26 protein-coding genes, 1 tRNA gene and 1 pseudogene are annotated in these 16,954 nt (G+C 40.0%); 4 read left to right on the top strand and 24 right to left on the bottom strand.

Annotated elements, in window-relative coordinates; translation table 11 throughout:
• Positions 1–5: 5 nt before the first annotated feature.
• The 14 genes and pseudogenes from DWW90_RS00080 to DWW90_RS20575 form a co-directional block, all read right to left on the bottom strand.
• Positions 6–647, bottom strand: coding sequence for a hypothetical protein (locus DWW90_RS00080; RefSeq protein WP_122343527.1), 642 nt, complete (start codon positions 645–647; stop codon positions 6–8).
• Between the two features lie 306 nt (positions 648–953).
• Positions 954–2,435, bottom strand: coding sequence for a phage portal protein (locus DWW90_RS00085; protein WP_122343528.1), 1,482 nt, complete (start codon positions 2,433–2,435; stop codon positions 954–956).
• 11 nt (positions 2,436–2,446) lie between these two features.
• Positions 2,447–3,715 (bottom strand): PBSX family phage terminase large subunit, encoded by a 1,269-nt coding sequence (locus DWW90_RS00090; protein WP_122343529.1) that lies wholly within the window; start codon positions 3,713–3,715, stop codon positions 2,447–2,449.
• On the bottom strand, positions 3,712–4,227 hold the full coding sequence (locus DWW90_RS00095; RefSeq protein WP_122343530.1) for a hypothetical protein: 516 nt from the start codon (positions 4,225–4,227) through the stop codon (positions 3,712–3,714). Before DWW90_RS00095 ends, DWW90_RS00090 begins: the two co-directional genes overlap by 4 nt.
• 1 nt (position 4,228) lies before the next feature.
• Positions 4,229–4,969, bottom strand: a complete 741-nt coding sequence (locus DWW90_RS00100) for a ParB/RepB/Spo0J family partition protein (RefSeq protein WP_122343531.1) — start codon at positions 4,967–4,969, stop codon at positions 4,229–4,231.
• The gene (locus DWW90_RS00105) at positions 4,956–5,624 is read right to left on the bottom strand and encodes a phosphoadenosine phosphosulfate reductase family protein (protein WP_122343532.1); all 669 of its coding nucleotides are present in this window, start codon (positions 5,622–5,624) and stop codon (positions 4,956–4,958) included. Before DWW90_RS00105 ends, DWW90_RS00100 begins: the two co-directional genes overlap by 14 nt.
• 183 nt (positions 5,625–5,807) lie before the next feature.
• The gene (locus tag DWW90_RS00110) at positions 5,808–6,197 is read right to left on the bottom strand and encodes an ASCH domain-containing protein (protein ID WP_122343533.1); all 390 of its coding nucleotides are present in this window, start codon (positions 6,195–6,197) and stop codon (positions 5,808–5,810) included.
• Positions 6,198–6,227: 30 nt separating this feature from the next.
• A tRNA-Val gene (locus DWW90_RS00115) sits at positions 6,228–6,300 on the bottom strand.
• A 71-nt stretch (positions 6,301–6,371) separates the two neighbouring features.
• A pseudogene (locus tag DWW90_RS00120) lies at positions 6,372–6,470 on the bottom strand (DUF3873 family protein); the annotation flags it as partial.
• A gap of 42 nt (positions 6,471–6,512) precedes the next feature.
• On the bottom strand, positions 6,513–6,878 hold the full coding sequence (locus DWW90_RS00125) for a hypothetical protein (protein ID WP_122343534.1): 366 nt from the start codon (positions 6,876–6,878) through the stop codon (positions 6,513–6,515).
• A gap of 191 nt (positions 6,879–7,069) precedes the next feature.
• A complete protein-coding gene (locus DWW90_RS00130) occupies positions 7,070–7,393 on the bottom strand; it encodes a hypothetical protein (RefSeq protein ID WP_122343535.1) in 324 nt (107 codons plus the stop codon).
• A gap of 42 nt (positions 7,394–7,435) precedes the next feature.
• The gene (locus DWW90_RS00135) at positions 7,436–7,648 is read right to left on the bottom strand and encodes a hypothetical protein (RefSeq protein WP_122343536.1); all 213 of its coding nucleotides are present in this window, start codon (positions 7,646–7,648) and stop codon (positions 7,436–7,438) included.
• Between the two features lie 13 nt (positions 7,649–7,661).
• Positions 7,662–7,850 carry a hypothetical protein gene (locus DWW90_RS00140; protein WP_122343537.1) on the bottom strand — a complete coding sequence of 63 codons (189 nt, stop codon included), beginning with the start codon at positions 7,848–7,850 and terminating at the stop codon, positions 7,662–7,664.
• 34 nt (positions 7,851–7,884) lie between these two features.
• A complete protein-coding gene (locus DWW90_RS20575) occupies positions 7,885–8,025 on the bottom strand; it encodes a hypothetical protein (RefSeq protein WP_199662150.1) in 141 nt (46 codons plus the stop codon).
• A 174-nt stretch (positions 8,026–8,199) separates the two neighbouring features.
• Here DWW90_RS20575 and DWW90_RS00145 point away from each other — a divergent pair, with 174 nt between their 5' ends.
• From DWW90_RS00145 to DWW90_RS00160, 4 genes are read left to right on the top strand one after another with little or no spacing between them, the layout of a single operon-like run.
• The gene (locus DWW90_RS00145) at positions 8,200–8,445 is read left to right on the top strand and encodes a helix-turn-helix domain-containing protein (RefSeq protein ID WP_122343538.1); all 246 of its coding nucleotides are present in this window, start codon (positions 8,200–8,202) and stop codon (positions 8,443–8,445) included.
• 4 nt (positions 8,446–8,449) lie between these two features.
• Positions 8,450–8,869, top strand: a complete 420-nt coding sequence (locus tag DWW90_RS00150; protein WP_122343539.1) for a hypothetical protein — start codon at positions 8,450–8,452, stop codon at positions 8,867–8,869.
• Between the two features lie 60 nt (positions 8,870–8,929).
• Positions 8,930–9,352: a hypothetical protein gene (locus tag DWW90_RS00155; protein ID WP_122343540.1), complete on the top strand. Its 423-nt coding sequence runs from the start codon at positions 8,930–8,932 to the stop codon at positions 9,350–9,352.
• 16 nt (positions 9,353–9,368) lie between these two features.
• Positions 9,369–9,959, top strand: a complete 591-nt coding sequence (locus tag DWW90_RS00160) for a hypothetical protein (RefSeq protein ID WP_122343541.1) — start codon at positions 9,369–9,371, stop codon at positions 9,957–9,959.
• On the opposite strand, the gene DWW90_RS00165 is transcribed toward DWW90_RS00160, so the two are convergent.
• The 10 genes from DWW90_RS00165 to DWW90_RS00210 all read right to left on the bottom strand — a co-directional run bounded on the left by DWW90_RS00165 (position 9,956) and on the right by DWW90_RS00210 (position 16,864).
• Positions 9,956–10,372 (bottom strand): hypothetical protein, encoded by a 417-nt coding sequence (locus DWW90_RS00165; RefSeq protein ID WP_122343542.1) that lies wholly within the window; start codon positions 10,370–10,372, stop codon positions 9,956–9,958. The two genes, DWW90_RS00160 and DWW90_RS00165, sit on opposite strands and share 4 nt — an antisense overlap.
• Before the next feature lie 96 nt (positions 10,373–10,468).
• Positions 10,469–10,873 (bottom strand): single-stranded DNA-binding protein, encoded by a 405-nt coding sequence (locus DWW90_RS00170; RefSeq protein ID WP_122343543.1) that lies wholly within the window; start codon positions 10,871–10,873, stop codon positions 10,469–10,471.
• Positions 10,874–10,875: 2 nt separating this feature from the next.
• Positions 10,876–11,559 (bottom strand): hypothetical protein, encoded by a 684-nt coding sequence (locus tag DWW90_RS00175; protein ID WP_122343544.1) that lies wholly within the window; start codon positions 11,557–11,559, stop codon positions 10,876–10,878.
• 135 nt (positions 11,560–11,694) lie between these two features.
• Positions 11,695–12,060: a hypothetical protein gene (locus DWW90_RS00180; RefSeq protein ID WP_122343545.1), complete on the bottom strand. Its 366-nt coding sequence runs from the start codon at positions 12,058–12,060 to the stop codon at positions 11,695–11,697.
• 537 nt (positions 12,061–12,597) lie between these two features.
• Positions 12,598–12,957: a hypothetical protein gene (locus tag DWW90_RS00190; protein WP_233547610.1), complete on the bottom strand. Its 360-nt coding sequence runs from the start codon at positions 12,955–12,957 to the stop codon at positions 12,598–12,600.
• Positions 12,954–13,139: a hypothetical protein gene (locus tag DWW90_RS00195; protein ID WP_122343547.1), complete on the bottom strand. Its 186-nt coding sequence runs from the start codon at positions 13,137–13,139 to the stop codon at positions 12,954–12,956. The genes DWW90_RS00190 and DWW90_RS00195 overlap by 4 nt, the downstream gene beginning before the upstream one ends.
• Positions 13,129–13,287: a hypothetical protein gene (locus tag DWW90_RS20440; protein WP_158582774.1), complete on the bottom strand. Its 159-nt coding sequence runs from the start codon at positions 13,285–13,287 to the stop codon at positions 13,129–13,131. Before DWW90_RS20440 ends, DWW90_RS00195 begins: the two co-directional genes overlap by 11 nt.
• Before the next feature lie 3 nt (positions 13,288–13,290).
• Entirely contained in the window at positions 13,291–14,106 is an 816-nt protein-coding gene (locus tag DWW90_RS00200) for a DNA adenine methylase (RefSeq protein WP_122343548.1), read from the bottom strand.
• Entirely contained in the window at positions 14,103–14,855 is a 753-nt protein-coding gene (locus DWW90_RS00205; protein WP_122343549.1) for a site-specific DNA-methyltransferase, read from the bottom strand. The genes DWW90_RS00200 and DWW90_RS00205 overlap by 4 nt, the downstream gene beginning before the upstream one ends.
• Positions 14,852–16,864, bottom strand: coding sequence for a DNA cytosine methyltransferase (locus DWW90_RS00210; RefSeq protein ID WP_122343722.1), 2,013 nt, complete (start codon positions 16,862–16,864; stop codon positions 14,852–14,854). The genes DWW90_RS00205 and DWW90_RS00210 overlap by 4 nt, the downstream gene beginning before the upstream one ends.
• Between the last annotated feature and the right edge of the window lie 90 nt (positions 16,865–16,954).

The raw sequence follows: 16,954 nt of genomic DNA on the forward strand, positions 1-16,954 counted from the left end.
TTAATTTACTTTTTAGATTCAACAATTTCTTTTGTGCCCTCTGAAATCATGCTGGCGATAGCTTCGGTTTCTGTCTTAGTATCACCGCCGGTTTCAGGAGTTTTCACGCCTGCAAATCCTGCGTCTACAAGTTCCTGTTTAGCATCCTTGAAATAAGCATCCAAGTCTGCATCTTCGGGAACAGCATAACGCTTTGCTTGTGATTCGGGAATACCGTACTCCTTTGCCTTAGCCAAAATCTGCTCCTGACGGGTAGCCTGCGCTTTCTCTGTCTCAAACTGGGTAAGTTTGTCGGAAAGAGGCTTGACGGCATTAGCCACCGCGTCAGCGATAATCTTTGCCATGTCTGGCTGCTGTTCCGTAGCAGTCTGCTGTTGCGTGGTAGTTGTAGTGGTAGTCTCGATTGGTTTACCGTCCTTCAAGCCATGTTTCTTCTCGTAGTTAGCTACTGCGGAAGCACCTGCACCATTAGCCCGGAAATCACCATAGGAATTTAACACGTCCTGGAAGCCTACTCCATCCGCGATTGTCTGTAATTGGCTTTCGTCCGTAACACCGGTCGCTTTCTTTTCAGCGATCCGGATTAAAGTAGCTTCATCAACCCCAGGGAATTTGGTTTTGAGTAATGCTAAAATCTTTTCTTTCATACCGTATGAATTTTCGTTTAAAATCTTTGGTATAAAAGTAGATAGGTAATATATGAGTGGAAAATTTTGGAAGGTGTGATACACGACAATATGATAATTGTCGTAAAAAGGGAAGTAAAAAGCATAAAAAAGACGTGAAGCCAATAGTTTTCATAAAAATAGCGGCTACCCCACCGGAGCAACCGCTATCCCGATCAGCAGCCTTTGCCGCCTTTCTTCTTAGGCTTCTTCTTTCCCATGACTAAAAAATGATTAAAGTGTTCTATTTTTAAACATCCAAATTTATAAACCTCGTAATTTTTCTAACTAAGCCACCTCTTTTTGTTCTGTTTTTTCGATTTTCATCTTTGCAGCTTGCTCTTCTTCAATCTCCTTCAGCTCTTCATCTATGCGATCCATGTTCCCGGCAAACAAGATACCTTCCCGGCGCGACCATATTCCACCATTTACAGCGGAAACAGCAGTAGATACTTTATCCGAGACATTATCAATCATATACGGAACAATTTCTACATCAACATCAATCGTTTCTGATGCTTTCTCAAAATTGGTATTGATAGAGCCTAATGCAGAGACAAGGAAGTTTACCCTTCGTTGCATGAAGCTACCAATTTCCTCGGAGTGATTTTCTACTGCCATATGTGCCCCCATAAAGACATACCGGAAGGCTTCACCGGACAAAGCATTGCCTGTCCCTTTTAGATTCTCAAAGGAGATACGCGGTGTATTAGTAAGCGCATAAGCCTTTTCTGTCAATCCTTCGGCCTCAAATTTAACCGTATCTGGTACCTGGTTCCATGTCAGATATGAAGCGTTTGCACCCTGCCCTGTAAGTTGAACTATCCTATTCCTCAATTCACCTGCAAATTTCTCGATCTCCCCAAAAAGCATTAGGATAGGGAAGAAATGATAGTCGATACAATCAGCATAGCTGGAAAGAAGTTTTTCCAAACGTACACGAATGGTACGAATCTTATTACAATATGCCTCTGAACGATAGCTGTATATTACAGGCAGTTTCTTAAAGCCATGCTTGAAAGCGGAAACCATCTCCCAACCGTTGTCTAACTCCCACTGATAAACTACATCTTTCGTCACAGTCATAAAGCAGGTGATTTCGTGGTCGTCCAGGTCTTTCTTCTTGTACTCACGCGAGAAAGCAACCATATAACCTGAATCATCAAAGAACGGATAAAGTTTATCACCCCGGAACGGAGACCAAAGAACACTACGAAGTTTGTATTGTGGCATGGACGTACCAAATAGATTAGCCACTTTCGCCTTTAGTTTAGCCCAAAAGCCATCATCTTTAGTGACATACCAGTATTCTGCAACTTCCTGTTCTGAAAGCCAAGAACGAACAATCTTCCGGTTCTGATACTTGATCTTATTCTTCTTCAAGACTTGTTTCAGGGCTTCAAAGATGCCTTCCTCCGATTCAGCCGGGGTACAGTCCATCTTTGGCTCGGTACCGACAGTGAAAGCCGTTTGTATATTTACGATATCCTGTTCCAAAGGCAGAGCGATCCGGTTAGGATCTACCTTCTTCGTTTTTTTCGGTATGACAGTAGTCTTGCCTGTTTTTTCGTCAAAGACCTCTTTCTCCTGTTCAATCGTTATTTCTATCTGTGGATATTTCTCTTTATCCACGATGATCTCATGTCCATTTGGGTCCCAATCAGCATAGAGCTTTTCCCGATCCGGAAGTTGAGTTTTCCGACCTTTCTTCAGATAGTAGATTTTACGGTCTATATCTTCGAGTGCTAAAATTTCGTCTATCGTTTTCATTTGATTATATTTTAATGTGCAAATACTCCTGAATTATCTTTCGGCTTCAAAATTCGTCCGAGGATGTGGCCCAAGATATAGTACCTGATTGGATCGATGCAATGATTCCAAGCGTCTACCGGTTCATTGATATAATGCCCGTCCTTGTCTTTATCCCAGACATATTTGCGAAGCTCTTCAATGATGTGATAAGAACGTTCTGTAACGAATAGTTCCATTTCATGTATCTTGTCAATGCCAGCCTTGATTGAACCAGGAAACTTATCTACTGGATAGATATTCACTCCCCTATTCTTGATTTCTTGTATCAAACGAGGGTCTGCACTATCACCATAAACTTTCAAGCCCCACGGTTTTAGTTTTTCAGCGATAGCGTTGGTTAACATTCCTGTTTCATAGAATAGCTCATCTACATACAATCGGTTATCAACAATACCGCACCGAATGCCAGTTGACGGGTCATTAGTATAGCCCCAGTCAGACGCAAGAGCAACTTTCTTACACCACTGCGGAAACTCTTTAACAATACCCCACTTCTTAAATACAGCACCTTCCGCAACATCGGCCCACCTACCGATAACGACATGAGCGTACTTTTCGGGATTGTTCTTTTTCATATCCTCGACCTCTTTCAAAAACTCAGGAGAAAGATTCTCCAAGTTATCAAAGTAGGTCGTATGAATATGAAGCACATTCGGATGAGTGGAGATTTGAACCTGTACGCCGTCAATCTCTACCAGCTTATGCGTTTTCTCGATGTACTTTTTATAGATGAAGTGGTTGGAATCAGTTGGATTCATTATGATCATAATCCGGTTCTGGATTCCTATCTGCCGAATGGAGAGCATAATCTTGTCAAAGCTATTCTCATCTGTCCATTCCTCGGCCTCGTCACAGACAAAAGTTGTCAAAGCATGGATAGACTTTAGTTTTGCTGTCTGATTACCGGAGGATGTTTTTATACCCCGAAACATAATACGACTTTTAGTCATTTTATTGACTATATCCGTCTTGGTCGTCTTGAAATACTTTGTTGTCCCATCTAATTCTATCTTTTCCATCATCTCTGGGATAATGGACATATTAGCGGAGACCATCGTATAACGGGTATAAAGGATCTGATGTACCATCTTTTCGGCTTCTGTCATTTCAAAGGTCAGTCGTTCAACGAAAGCTGATACATTGAACGACTTTCCGGAGCCACGCCCGCCAGTGATAAGGATAATGAACTTATCCGTATCAGTGTACAATGGGTGATATATCGCCTGGGGTACTATCATTTTAGCTTGTCTTTAATCCATGAATCAATACTAATGCCGTGGTTTATATCGGTGGGAATATCGGCATCTTCATCCTGCTTACGCTCAACCTTTCTCCAATCTTCATCGTAATGATAGAGCCATGTCATTTGAGCGCTCAAATTGGGAGCCAGTTCACCTTCTACAGTTTGAACCTCTTCTTCACCTGTCAGATTGCCGTCCTTATCCCGCAGCTTTCGAATAGTAGTATTCTTTGTTTTTACCCCACCCAAAGCCATAGCAAGAAACTTAGCCCGAACAAGAGAGTTTATCGCACAACGCGCGCGTGAAAGGACATCACTTAATTCACTGTATGCGCTCTTCTTCTCACTAAACTTTTGCGGTGACAATCCAATAGCATAAGCAATCTCCTTGTCAGTGAATCCCTTTTTGGCATACGACTCTACGAGAGAAAGAAAGTCCTCGCTTGTGTAATCAAACTTAGGCTTTCTTCCTGCACGGCTTTTTGTATTTTGAGATTCACTACCACTCATATTAATCTACTCTTTCTACTTGATCAGAGAACACCTCTCCTTTTATAAACTTCATATCCGGATCATACCCAAATCTTGCCATGAAAGCAGCTTTCGCTTCATAGGTATCAAAAGACAACATCACATAGGCATCCATATCCTCGGCTGTCTTCTGTGCGTTCTCCTTAACTTGTTGCTTGACTTCTTTCATGTGGGCAACCTTCTCTGCACGCTCTAATTGCTTGGCGACTTTCTCGGCTTCTTTCTGTTCGGTCACAGGTGACATCATATCGGACAGGGCATCTGCAATAGAGTTTTCCGCTTCGGTCTGCAATAGATAATCAACGCCAATCATGTTCAAGTCTGCATCGGTTAACCCGGCATCCTTCCAATCAATATCGGGAACAAGCTGTGCAAGGGCATCGAAATCCCATGTACCTTGCGCATTTGGATTGTTCATTAAAATATTTAGTTCCTTCTCCTGCTTTTCGTCCACATCTATGACATCAACACGAATGCGATAGTCATTATCCGGGTACTTCTGTAAATCATCCATGACGGATAAACGCTGATGCCCGCTGACAACGGTCAGTCCCGTACGCTTGTTCACGACAATTCCACCGACTAAACCAAACTTCTTAATACCACGCTTTAACGTCTTGCGTGATTCCTCGGACAGCTTTCTTGGATTATAATCGGCGAAGTGAATGGCAGAACGGTTAAGTTCTACCGATTCACTCTTTATGTATTTACTTAGTTCCATTATCGTATTCAAATAAAATTCTTTCACTCATTGGAAAAGCTTTGATAATCTTCCTCAAATCACTCGGATAATTCTTGCGAAGCCACAAGAAACAATAAAGATTGAACCCGATACCGCCAGATGCCTTATTTGAATACCGGACCGGCTCAGGAAGTACTTTCTGTCTCATGTAAGTAAGTACATCCCTTTGCGTCCAATCGGCCAAAGGATAAACCTTCCCTGCGTTCTCATAATCCGGATAGGTATTCAACATTAACCGGCGGTTCATACTATCAGCCTTCTTCATGCCAAAGAATACATAATCGATACCGAATTTTAACCGCATAGCTAAATCAACATCCGCCAGTTTTAAGAGTTTTATCTTCGGATTGGGTACGCAATACATACCGGATCGGAGAATATAAGTAAGATTCCAATGTGGCACCTGGATAAATTCAACTTTCGGGTATTTGGCTTTTACCCACTTGATATATCTTTCAATATGCTCTAATCCTTCAACAAAGTACATGAATACACATACAACTCGATCAAATTTAGGATAGATCAGATCCAGCAACACAAGGCTATCTTTACCCAGAGAACAAAAAACGATAGCCTCATTAGATTTTACTCTAACGAGGTCTATCGTCCTATATGTTCTCTCAAGCAAGGTCATCCCGAACTCATACCTAAGCCAGCACGCACATTTCTGTACTGCTGATTTCTGGTAATAAATCTACCACCCTGAGAAACTCTGTTTGTTCCTGGTACCGTCAAACCCCTACGGCCGCCTCTATAATTAGAGGTCGCAAAACCTGTTCTGTTAGTTCTTCTACCGACTCAGCAAAATTATTAATGGTTAAACATTGGACTTCTCTAATACTTTACCCAAGTCATAAACAACTTGGGCCAACACGTACTCAACACCATCGACTTCATAGGGGATTTCGTTGCCATCTTCGTCTGTGAGGATTTCGACGTTTGCGCCTTTCACCTCGACAATAGCAAACGGGCGTATGCCCTTATATTCGCCTGTAAGGAACTTGATCGCGTCGTATTCAACCGGTACAACTTCGGGTTCTTGATCTTCTGGCACTTCTTCAAAGTGCTTGTATTCTTTGTCGCCGACTTTATACCGGATATACTTTTGAGAAGTGTTAGGTCGGATCTCTCTGAACTCTTGTGTTTTCTTACCGGCTAAAATTTCATCGAAAAACTTCTGTTTAATCGAAAGTGTCAATACATTCATAATCGTGTCTATTTATTATTAAATAATCAGTTGCGGGACAGGGATTCGAACCCCGGACCTTCGCCAAGTCAAAGCGACAAGCTAACCACTGCTCTACCCCGCGATAGCACCACTAAGGTACTACCATAACCAAAGATACAGAAATATCTTCAATCGTTATTTATGACAATAGGGCTATTGTCGTAAACTAAGCCATTTATCCCGTTTTTCTCTGCACGCCTCTAAGGTAGGTGCACAACAAGCGAACAATTCGCCACTTTCAGTACGGTAGTCTGTTAACCTAAACAAAATATCGTTTACCTGCTTTAGCCATAATCATTCTTCTAAAAATTTATCACTAACAAACATTTCTTGCTGCTCTTTTGACAAAAGCTCAAACATCTCTTTCGCTAAATCTTTCCACTGTTGCCCCCATTGGCGTAAATTGTTGGTACGAGAGCGAAGTTCTTCTAAATAGTCTACCGATTCGTGCATACCATCAATGCCCCATTCGAGCGAACTTGCAAGTTCATTATCTTCTGCTTGCCTTAATTCTGCTTTAACATCTTTGTACGCAATAGATATATCGGATATACATTTGTCTATATACGGGCAATTCTCTTCGGGTTGTTGGTCTATACCGAACAATTCTTCAGAAGTTTTTGCGCCTTTGGCTTTATATTCAAGAATTACACTATTCATAATCAATCTTTAATTGCAATTTGAACATTATACCCAAAGTGTGCAGCGTACCGGCACAACCTATTCATAATAGTCAATAAGCGTTCTATTTTAGAAGCATCAAACTGAACTTGCACCATTTCTTCGCCATCTACGTAAAAAATCATTGTCTTCATGATTGTGTATATTGTGGTAGCCCGAAGGCTACCGGATTAATAATATAATTCAATTGGCTTTCGATCGTTCAAAGAAGAACCCTTCAACATACTATTCAAAGCATCACCTACCCTTGAATAGTAGCCGTACACCCTTTGAGGATCGCCGTTTTCAAAATTCTCATAAAGCATACAGGTATGATCCTTGTTTGCTTCAATCATTGAATAATCAAGCATTAACGTCCATTCGCCACGCTGATATACTTCAAAGTGAAAGCAGGTATCAGAAAACTCTGATATGTCATACATCTCATAACCTTGCGCAACTTTGTTAGCGTCATAAAATGCTTTGCATATATCTTTGAACTCTTTGAATGTCATATCTTTAAATGTTGTGCAGGGCTTTCGCCATGCTGGTTAAACTTATATATTCAAACAACAAACAGACATATCGCATTCTTCATCATATTCATAGCCAAACAACTTGCCATTAAAATATGTTTGTAAGCGCTTGAATGCGCTATCATCTTTGCTGTCCCATGCTATTGTTACCATGTTGATACGAGCGAATGTAATTTCAACACTAATGCCTGCTACCTTTGATAGATTTTCTTCAAGTACTTTCTTTGTTGCCATGATCGTATATCTTTCAATTGTTAGTACCTATTGCATTTCTAAAGAACTCACCAGCTTGTTCTACTGACATATTCAGATTCTTTTGAATCTTATTCATAACAGCATCAACATCGCTCTGTGTGTTAATCTCACCTTTGACGAACATTGTTAATATAGCGTCTGCAATTATTCTCTGTCTGATTGTCGCTGTTGTTGTCTTCATGATTGTATATGTTCTAATTGTTATTACTTTGTTTTCAAGCTATGCAAGTCCAATAGTCAACTATGTACTGGATAGCCTCGTCTTTGTAGTCTACATTGTAGAGCTTACAGGCTTCTGCCTCACTCATGACGGCTAACGCTGCCAGTTCGTTGTTCATGTTGTCGATGTTTGTCATAGCTGTATATACTTTATTATATTTTTTATACTGCAAATATATACTATAAGCATATATTATAGTATATGTTTAAGGTTAATAAAATATAATACAGTATATTTTTTCAAGTCTCATATATCCATACATTATATATATGGCTATTTTTGCATAAGAAACATCTAAATATTATAGTATATGGCTTTAAGGATAAAAGAGGTTTGCAAAGAGAAAGGTACTACTCTAACCGAACTTGCAGAGAAAATGGGGATTGCACAAGGCAACTTATCTAAAATGCTAAATGGAAATCCGACTCTTGAAACATTAGATAAAGTGGCTGAAGTTTTAGGAGTAAGCACAGGCGAACTTTTTGAGCACACCCTGGCCGATCCCAACACGATCACCTGCCCGAAGTGTGGAACGAGGTTTAAGATGGAGGAATAGAAGTATGAAAATATTATTCTCTATTTTGGAAAAATACTCACATGGTGAATTTGATTATAATAAGGGAGATAAGCTAAACGAGAAATCCAATAAAGTCCCTAATGAACATGGAGTGTATATCATTTTTAAAAACAAAACTACATTTGAAAATATTTTATATATTGGAGCTTCAGGTAAAATAAAGCAAAATGGCTCTTTTCCTAAGCAAGCATTAAGGGAAAGGATCAATAACAAACAAAATGGAAAAAAACGCCAACAATATTTTGAAGAAAGTATTGTTGGAGATATACATAAACTTGTAATTCAGTGGTTTCAAACAAAAGACACACAATTCATAGATCTGCCACTTTATGTTGAAGCCTGCTTAATCCAAGAATATTATCTAAAAAAAGGAAAACTTCCTCTTTGGAACAGGGAATTTTGAAGCCGGACTAACTCCAACTTCCTTCTATCTATATCAAACCTCATAAAAGATAAATAATAAATGAAAGATGAAGAATTAGATCAAATGTTAAATGAGTCAGATGAAATCATTCAACATATGAAACAACAAGAAGAGATCGGTTTACGTGATGTACTCAGGTATTTTGATCGAATCCACGATAAACTTTTCTCATTCAACAATATGCTAATAGCAGGATACTTTATCTTAATTGCCGCTCCGCAAACAAAAACAAGTCCATGGTGGATGCTTTTACCAATCTTCAATATGTTGATTTTAATCTATGTTGATTATGAAATGATGGAAAAAAGTAGATTTGAAAGTGCTATTATGAGTAAAACACCTGGAGAGATTGAAAAATACGGCAAAGAGATTAATAAAACAACTAATCGTTCGCTGTCAACAATCATATTTACTATCTTCGTGACTATAATTTTCATAATTCAATTACTGATATTCGTATAATTTAAAATCAGATACTATGGACACAACACTATTTCTATCAATCATAACAATAGCAGTTTCACTTACAAATTTCTTTTTCCTATTTTACATTGCTAAAAAGAAATCCTATGTTGAAGAAAAAGGAAAAAATCTTGCAACTAAAGAAGATATCGAAGATATTACTCAAAAAATAGAGTCCGTTAAGGAAAGCTATAATAAATCATTAGAAATTCATAAAATTGGACTTCAAATAGAATTTGAACAAGCCAGATATATGATAAGTCTATGTAATAAGATTGATGAACGATTAATTGAATTACTACTTATTTGTATCAAATCCATTGAACATGAAAATCTAAAAATAGATCCTTCTGATAAATTTTATATTAAAGGGGTAGCTGAATTAGGTGAATTTTTAAAATCTTATAGACACCGATATGGACATATTAAATATGCACAATTAATTATAGAACAATATGAAATTCTATTTGGACTATACCAATTAGAAAATGAAGGATCAATATATACAATTCAATATAAAAACGCTGTCATAGTATTAGAAGATAATATTAACAATTTTTTATCCTTATTTCTTCCTCGATTAGACATTGAAGATAAGCCGGCCTAATCCCCCGGCTTTACCCTTTTCATCATCTCCCCATATATCCAATCCACATCCTGACGGAAATACTTATACAACTGATAAGAGAATACCAGATTATTACGGTTATCTGATATGGCCGTCTGCGCGCTAACGCCTAAGACCTCCGCTAATTTATTCCGAAGGCCGTTCTTCATCTTCCCGCCGGCGAGAGTGCTTGGAGAGTACAAAAACAGGATGATAAAGATGAATTTCTTTCTTTGGGTAACATTCCCTACCCTAAACGTTTCCTTTTGAGATATGATCTCCTGGAACCACGTATATAACGTCCCTATCATATCAAGGTCGGTCAATGTAGGCTCTGTTAGTTCTTTCTCTCTTTCTGACAACTTGGATTTCTGTTCCCTGATAGATTTTATTTCTGCTATTTCTGAAAACATGGCACGATTATTTTAAAGTAAATAGTATATTTGCACTATTCAAAATCGTGTTAAGAGGTAACGTTACTGGTGGTTCGGGGCGTTGCCTCTCGTGTTTTAGAATGGTAGATCATCTTTTGGCGGCTCAGGTTGATAGGGTTCCGGCTGTGGACTGGCTTCTTGCTGGGCAGGTCTACTTCCTAATAGCTCCAGCTTATCAACAAATATTTCTGTCACATACCGCTTCGATCCTGTCTTATCCTCATACTGCCGGGTCTTGATCTTTCCCTCAATATAGATTTGAGATCCTTTCTTGACAAACTTCTCCACGACCTCGGCAAGTCCTTTCCAAAAGACAAGGCTATGCCATTCCGTGCGATCTGGAACCTGGGTGCCGTTTTGAAGGGTGTAACCTTTCTCTGTAGTGGCAAGTGAAATGTTAGCAACCTTTGTTCCGGCTACTTCTTTCACTTCAGGATCTTTGCCGGTATGACCGAGAAGGATTACTTTATTTACGCTCATGATTATGCTATTTGATTATATTTTTCTGCTATTTTCCCGAATCTTTCCGGATCGATCAACTTTGTAACGAATACATTGAAAGCCTCTGTTGCTCTTTGGGAGTTATCTGAAGTCTCACTTTTACCCGATATGGAAGCTGCCAGTTCTGCTGTGTATCTTTCTGTAACAGGTAATAGAAGATAGTCCATTTTATCCGAGTGTATTCCAAATATCTCATAAGCATCTTCCCGGTAGAACTTAACCAATACCCTGCTACTTTGGCAAAAGATATTGATTAGCATTGAAAGGCTGGCAATTCTGTTATCGACTCCAGAAATATTATGATCAAGCATGATCTGGCTGATTGAGTATTTTAGAATGTCTATGTCTTTCATGAAACAGTCTTCCATATCCTGCAAGACAGAAGCAAATATTTCAGGATAGACATTGACGTGTGAACGCATATCCAAGTTGTACTTTGCTATTTCATACTCCGCCTTTTGGAAATCCCGTTTAGCGGAGAATCTGAATAATCCTGCTGTTTTAAGTTCTTCTTTTAGCATCAGGATATGGTTATACACCTGGTCATTAATAAATAACCCGGAGTATTGTAAGGTATGTTCCTTTGTTACTCCGGGCAGAGGGTTGATATGTTCTTTTTTGTAGTCGGCTATCGCTTGAACGTAGCCGCAGTAATTAATGTTCATGATGGTTTTTTAGTTTTATGTTTTATAGTCTGAAAAGCAAAAGAGTTTACAAAGGCCGGGTAGTTGTAGCTGCTCGGCCTTGCCGTTCTATTTCGTGGGGTCACGAAAAAGGTTCATGTATTTCGTGAATTGAGCCTAATCGTCGTCAAAATCTTCACTATGCAAATTATATCCGGCTAATATGGCTTTCTTCAATTCTTCCCGCAGATCGCAGTCTCCGGATCCGGAAGAGATCATCCGATCGGCTATTTCATAGGCCCGTTCCTCCAGCGATTTTTCACCAACTTTCGAGTACTGAATAGCCATACGAGTATTGTATTGCTCACCTTTGTGATCAATGGTCTGGCTAATACTCATTTCACCGGCATTTATGTTTATGGCCTCTTGCGACCACCTTAGTATCATGAATTGAGTTAGTTTCAATAGATACTCCCCACCTTCGTTTACAATGTTCTCTAAGAATTTGCAAACTACTTGATTTTCTTCTTTTGTAAGTTTCATGATTTTTTAGATGTTAATTATTAAGCCGCCTGCATTTGCTCGCCTTATAAATGAGGTGAGCAAAACGTTCAGACCTTATTGTATGTTGAATACACCATCAATGTATTTATCTACGATACGATTGTTAGAAATATCGTATTTTTCACTCCAGTTAGACTTATTGTAATATTCTAATATTTCAGATGAAGTCCTCTTTATGCTCTTAATATGAGCGTATTCATTCAACTTATTTATGTACTTATCTGGAATTATTTGCAAACAATAGTGTTTGCCAGTATTATCAATAATAGGCTTATCATCCTGTATGATAAAGTAATAATCAATTCCATACCTTTCAAGCCAGTAAGCAATCCTGTAAGCAAGATAGCAACACCCACCGGAGTTAATTTCGTAACTCCGGTTGACCGGCAGCAAACCGACTGATATCTTCCAAGCATCTCGCTATTAATTCGAGTTGCCTTCTGTTTACTGTGATTTGATAAAGATTGTTCTGTTCCATTTTTTATTTTTGATTGATTTTTAGAATAGTAGTAGGCCTTATTTTATTTTTTCGCCCAATTTTAAAATAAAGACTTCGTGATTTGGTGCTCCCCAGGCGGGATTACCTTTGCCGATAGAGATGCTATTGAGTTTAAATAGCATGGTGCGCTTAGTGTAGCCGTAGCGGAAGCGGACGTGAGTATATTCCTCTTGATGGAATCCATCACCGCGAGTAACACACGAGATGCAGTTTGCTTTCTTGCACCAAAAGCCTGTTTTATCATGACTATTGTGGCCTTTACACTTCGCAAGTCGCTTAATCCAGTAATCTGTTATCTTCCGGTATTCTTCAGGCTTCTCGCCGCTCTCGATCATGAGATACCAAACAGCCTTTAGAGGTAAGTCAAGTATTCTCATAACCCAAGCTCTCCCTGTTTGTTCTTACCTAAGAGAACAGAGTTTACACGGCTGATCTCATCGTCTATTAACTTCTCCTGCCTCTTTGATGCCTGAAGCGTGATCGACGACCTGGTTCTGAAATACTCTTTTTGAAGCTGGCGCAATTTAACAACAGCTTCAAAGAATTGCTTAGGTTTCATTGCATTCTCCTTTCTTCACTAAAAACTCACACTTCTTTCCCGGCTTCTCGTCCGGTTCTGTCTTCTTGGATTCTGCCTCGGTCGTGTACAACTGGCAGTCGTGCCGATCCGGACAGGTGTTGCCATAGCATTTTATTTGATGTTTCATGATTTAATGGAATAATGTTTTTTCTATTTCGTAATTGTAAACCAATATCTCGGTTCGTTTCTCTACTCTCTGCCCACGACCAGGATGATTAACCTTGAGGTCTAACTCTACAGTTCGGAAATTCCAACCAAATTTCAAGATGAAGTAACGGAGTGTCTGACACCAGTAGTTTGATAAGATAAATTTTCCTTTGATAGTAGAAAGCTGCTGGAGGAGATTAAACAGGTCAGTATGAGTATATCCGGAATAATGTTGCTGTACGCATCCCGGATAGGGTGGATCAAGATAGAAAAAGGTGTTTTCTGAATCTCTTTCCTTGATTACACGCAAAGCGTCCCTGCAGGAAATCTGCACCTGGTCCAACCGATCACGTAACTGTTCTCCAAACTCAATCCGTTTGTTCTTTATAAATACTCCTGAATGCGATCCAGAAGTACCATTACACCATTTCCAACCACCGTGCATTGAACCGGCAAAGGATCCGTTCGTTATCATCCAGACCGCCCATGCTTTTTCTATGTTGGATGCTTCACACCGGCCGTTCCAAACATCCTTTGCGTAGTAGTACATCTTTTCGCAATGCAAAGTAGATTGTATCTTTTCTTGCAGTTCAGGAAAACTGTTTTGCGCTGCCAGGTAGAAATTTATCAACATATTGTTGTGATCGTTGATCACTTCTATTCCAGCTTTTGGTTTCCGGAAGAAAACAGCCCCGCCGCCGAAGAATGGCTCACAATACAACTTATGCGCTGGCATCATAGAAATAATGGTATCGGCCATTCGTTGCTTGCCACCGTAATATGTAATCGGAGTTCTCATACAAACAACCTTTTCTGCACTTCGCTTAATAACTTATTCGCATCAGCAAAGAAGTTTTTCTTTATCTCAAATCCATAAGTCCTACGGTCGCATTGATCGGAGGCAAGCAGGGTACTACCACTTCCAGCACACGGATCGATAACAACATCGCCTTTGTCCGTAAATATTTCTATCAATCTACGAAGAAGCGGTACAGGCTTTTGTGTGGGATGAATTTTCGGGGTTTCGTTATCTCTTACCCAGTCTATACAATTAAATATCATCCTTCCATCATTATTGAACTTGGGAAGCTTATTACGATATAGCAAAAGGCCATATTCGCAATTCATGACAACCTTCATGTTTGCTTTCAGTACTTGGGCTGAATAATCTTTACGAAATACAAGCGGGATATAATTGTTTAGCCCGTAACGCTTTCCAAGTTCAATATACCGGAACTGATCTTCAAACTCACAGAATAGTATCATACATGGGGCTTTGCCTTTTTCTTTTGGTTCCTTTATAAGCATCTGGGAACAGAAGTGCATAAATTCCGCAGGCCGAAAGTCCTTATCTGTATCAAAAAATTCTTTCCCAGCTTTATTGCTCTCGCCATTCTTATTATCGCCATCAACATACCAAGAAGGATTAGAGGCATATGCTTTATTTCCTAAATTGTATGGAACATCTGCAATAATTAGCTGGGCTTTAGGAATTCCATAAACTTTATAATTCTGGAAATGGTCGTTGAATAATTCTATATTTTTCATGCTGCAATTGATTTTAATTCAATTAATTTTCTCGCCAAAGCCTCACATAACGCTTTAGCCATACCTACCTCGACCGCGTTCCCGATATATTTCTTTTGCTCGGCTTGCGTGCCGATCAATCTGTAGTTCTCCGGGAATCCCATGATGCGTTTCAACTCTGGAATCTTCAACATCCTCATTAGGATATCCACTATCTGATACATGGCCATGAACTCCTTTATCTTTTTCACAATAGGGATATCATCCTCGTATATCTCGATAATGATATTGCCATCAGAGTCTATCTTGACAAATGGTGGCAAGTTTTCCGAAATACTGGATGCGTTCACCAAATAAGGAGGCATCTTATCCATTCGTGCTATCAGGGTGAAACAAGGCTTATCCACCGATCCACCAGCAGAGGCAAACTGTGGGTTCATCAGATAATGCCATTCTCGGTTAGCCGTTATTACCGGAGCCGGCTCATTGACTCCACTACCGACATTACTGAAATTGGTATTCATTACCCACGGACAACTTACCAAGTTATATTTAGGATTAGCCGTTATCGCTCCGAGAGGGCGATCCGTTCCGGCCGGCTTACTTTGTCCGAATTGCTGATCCATAAACTGGCATGAGATTAGCCGTTGTTTCGGGTTCGCTAATATGGCCGGAGCAGGATGATAGATATCCGAATGCTGGCCACCACCGGAATAATAGTTCATAATGAACGGGGTTACAAGCGATAACCGATCCTTCGTCAGTAATGTCGGGCACGGAGCCTGTATATCTTTGGCTGTATCATTAAAACTGTACGAACAAAGAAATTTAGGTGATACATAATTGAATCTGTCCTTTGTCGGCACTGTTGGACATGGGCTATCAACTTTACTCACATTATCACCGTTACCGTAGTAGGCAGTGAGGAACTTTGTACTTACCAGAGAGTGATTGTCCTTGCATTTGATTGTATGTGCCGGACCCGTGATTGGGATATTTTTACTATCCGGATGACCACTGAAGTACTTTGAGAGGAATTGCGTTTGAACAACACCTAACCTTCCCTGGCAGCTAACCACTGGACAAGGCTCATCCATGCTTGGTGGAATGTGTTTGCCTGTTTTCCCGTTAATAGAATTGTATTTTAGCATCCATTTATCCTTGCCTCCTGCTACGTGACGGATAAGACCGGCATAAACCCTCTCAAACGTCTTGGGTGAAAGAGGTTTCTTTCTCATGAAAATACTTGTGCCTTCGTCTTCCAGATCCAGAACATCCTTAACTGGCTTCCATTTCTGCAACTCGCCGAATAGGGTTGTAGCCCCTTCCTTGCAATGAGTCGGCTCCGGCCAGACGATCGGCATATTCTTTTTAGCGAACTGACCGAAGAACCTTTTCCTGGAAGTGTACGCCCCGAAGTCGGCAGCGTTCAATATCCGATGGTCAAACCGATATCCATACTTCTTGACCGCGTTCACCCAGCGGAGATATAAGCGCCCTCGATCTTTTGACACCGGTTTGCCATTTTCATCCAGATCGCCCCAGCACATGAACTCTTCGACGTTCTCTATTTGGATCAGATCAGGATTGATGGCGTCAATGTACCGGAAGAGATGTTCCGCCAGCGTTCTACTGTCGGCATCACGCGCTTGGCCACCTTTTGCCTTACTGAAATTGGTACATTCCAAACTGGCCCAAAGGACGATCTTTGCATTCGGGTTTCGGAACCGGATCTTTTTAACCAAGTTCACGATAGGAGACAAATCTAACGTTCGCATATCCTCTGTGAAATGTAGTGCGTACGGATGATTTGCCATGTGGCTGGCTATTGCGTTTTTGTCATGGTTTACGCAAGCGATCACTTTTGCAACCGAATGGTTATTGATCCTTGCAAGTTCTACACCGGTGGATGTTCCGCCTGCTCCACAAAACAGATCAACATAGTAAATATCTACATCATCAGATTTGCGCAATTCCGTTAAGTGCTGCAGGAGGACAATCGTTTTAAACAATGCTTCTGCGTGTGTCATTTCCCCTCCTTTCTGCAAGTACACCTCTTGCATCTTTGGTAAATACTTACCCGGTCTTTCTCAGATCGAAATAAAAAGGGACATCCGAAT

The organism is Parabacteroides sp. AF17-28, assembly GCF_003479205.1.
In the GTDB taxonomy this organism is placed as follows: Bacteria; Bacteroidota; Bacteroidia; order Bacteroidales; family Tannerellaceae; genus Parabacteroides; species Parabacteroides acidifaciens.

What these genes read in the sequence shown, in the direction of transcription:
- DWW90_RS00140 (WP_122343537.1), bottom strand. Translation starts at nt 7,850, where the DNA reads ATGAAGACAACAACAGCGACAATCAGACAGAGAATAATTGCAGACGCT.
- DWW90_RS00105 (WP_122343532.1), bottom strand. Translation starts at nt 5,624, where the DNA reads ATGACCTTGCTTGAGAGAACATATAGGACGATAGACCTCGTTAGAGTA.
- DWW90_RS00160 (WP_122343541.1), top strand. Translation starts at nt 9,369, where the DNA reads ATGGACACAACACTATTTCTATCAATCATAACAATAGCAGTTTCACTT.
- DWW90_RS00210 (WP_122343722.1), bottom strand. Translation starts at nt 16,864, where the DNA reads ATGACACACGCAGAAGCATTGTTTAAAACGATTGTCCTCCTGCAGCAC.
- DWW90_RS20575 (WP_199662150.1), bottom strand. Translation starts at nt 8,025, where the DNA reads ATGACAAACATCGACAACATGAACAACGAACTGGCAGCGTTAGCCGTC.
- DWW90_RS00155 (WP_122343540.1), top strand. Translation starts at nt 8,930, where the DNA reads ATGAAAGATGAAGAATTAGATCAAATGTTAAATGAGTCAGATGAAATC.
- DWW90_RS00165 (WP_122343542.1), bottom strand. Translation starts at nt 10,372, where the DNA reads ATGTTTTCAGAAATAGCAGAAATAAAATCTATCAGGGAACAGAAATCC.
- DWW90_RS00195 (WP_122343547.1), bottom strand. Translation starts at nt 13,139, where the DNA reads ATGAAACCTAAGCAATTCTTTGAAGCTGTTGTTAAATTGCGCCAGCTT.
- DWW90_RS00190 (WP_233547610.1), bottom strand. Translation starts at nt 12,957, where the DNA reads ATGAGAATACTTGACTTACCTCTAAAGGCTGTTTGGTATCTCATGATC.
- DWW90_RS00100 (WP_122343531.1), bottom strand. Translation starts at nt 4,969, where the DNA reads ATGGAACTAAGTAAATACATAAAGAGTGAATCGGTAGAACTTAACCGT.
- DWW90_RS00085 (WP_122343528.1), bottom strand. Translation starts at nt 2,435, where the DNA reads ATGAAAACGATAGACGAAATTTTAGCACTCGAAGATATAGACCGTAAA.
- DWW90_RS20440 (WP_158582774.1), bottom strand. Translation starts at nt 13,287, where the DNA reads ATGAAACATCAAATAAAATGCTATGGCAACACCTGTCCGGATCGGCAC.
- DWW90_RS00175 (WP_122343544.1), bottom strand. Translation starts at nt 11,559, where the DNA reads ATGAACATTAATTACTGCGGCTACGTTCAAGCGATAGCCGACTACAAA.
- DWW90_RS00130 (WP_122343535.1), bottom strand. Translation starts at nt 7,393, where the DNA reads ATGACATTCAAAGAGTTCAAAGATATATGCAAAGCATTTTATGACGCT.
- DWW90_RS00110 (WP_122343533.1), bottom strand. Translation starts at nt 6,197, where the DNA reads ATGAATGTATTGACACTTTCGATTAAACAGAAGTTTTTCGATGAAATT.
- DWW90_RS00145 (WP_122343538.1), top strand. Translation starts at nt 8,200, where the DNA reads ATGGCTTTAAGGATAAAAGAGGTTTGCAAAGAGAAAGGTACTACTCTA.
- DWW90_RS00205 (WP_122343549.1), bottom strand. Translation starts at nt 14,855, where the DNA reads ATGAAAAATATAGAATTATTCAACGACCATTTCCAGAATTATAAAGTT.
- DWW90_RS00095 (WP_122343530.1), bottom strand. Translation starts at nt 4,227, where the DNA reads ATGAGTGGTAGTGAATCTCAAAATACAAAAAGCCGTGCAGGAAGAAAG.
- DWW90_RS00180 (WP_122343545.1), bottom strand. Translation starts at nt 12,060, where the DNA reads ATGAAACTTACAAAAGAAGAAAATCAAGTAGTTTGCAAATTCTTAGAG.
- DWW90_RS00170 (WP_122343543.1), bottom strand. Translation starts at nt 10,873, where the DNA reads ATGAGCGTAAATAAAGTAATCCTTCTCGGTCATACCGGCAAAGATCCT.
- DWW90_RS00150 (WP_122343539.1), top strand. Translation starts at nt 8,450, where the DNA reads ATGAAAATATTATTCTCTATTTTGGAAAAATACTCACATGGTGAATTT.
- DWW90_RS00125 (WP_122343534.1), bottom strand. Translation starts at nt 6,878, where the DNA reads ATGAATAGTGTAATTCTTGAATATAAAGCCAAAGGCGCAAAAACTTCT.
- DWW90_RS00200 (WP_122343548.1), bottom strand. Translation starts at nt 14,106, where the DNA reads ATGAGAACTCCGATTACATATTACGGTGGCAAGCAACGAATGGCCGAT.
- DWW90_RS00090 (WP_122343529.1), bottom strand. Translation starts at nt 3,715, where the DNA reads ATGATAGTACCCCAGGCGATATATCACCCATTGTACACTGATACGGAT.
- DWW90_RS00080 (WP_122343527.1), bottom strand. Translation starts at nt 647, where the DNA reads ATGAAAGAAAAGATTTTAGCATTACTCAAAACCAAATTCCCTGGGGTT.
- DWW90_RS00135 (WP_122343536.1), bottom strand. Translation starts at nt 7,648, where the DNA reads ATGGCAACAAAGAAAGTACTTGAAGAAAATCTATCAAAGGTAGCAGGC.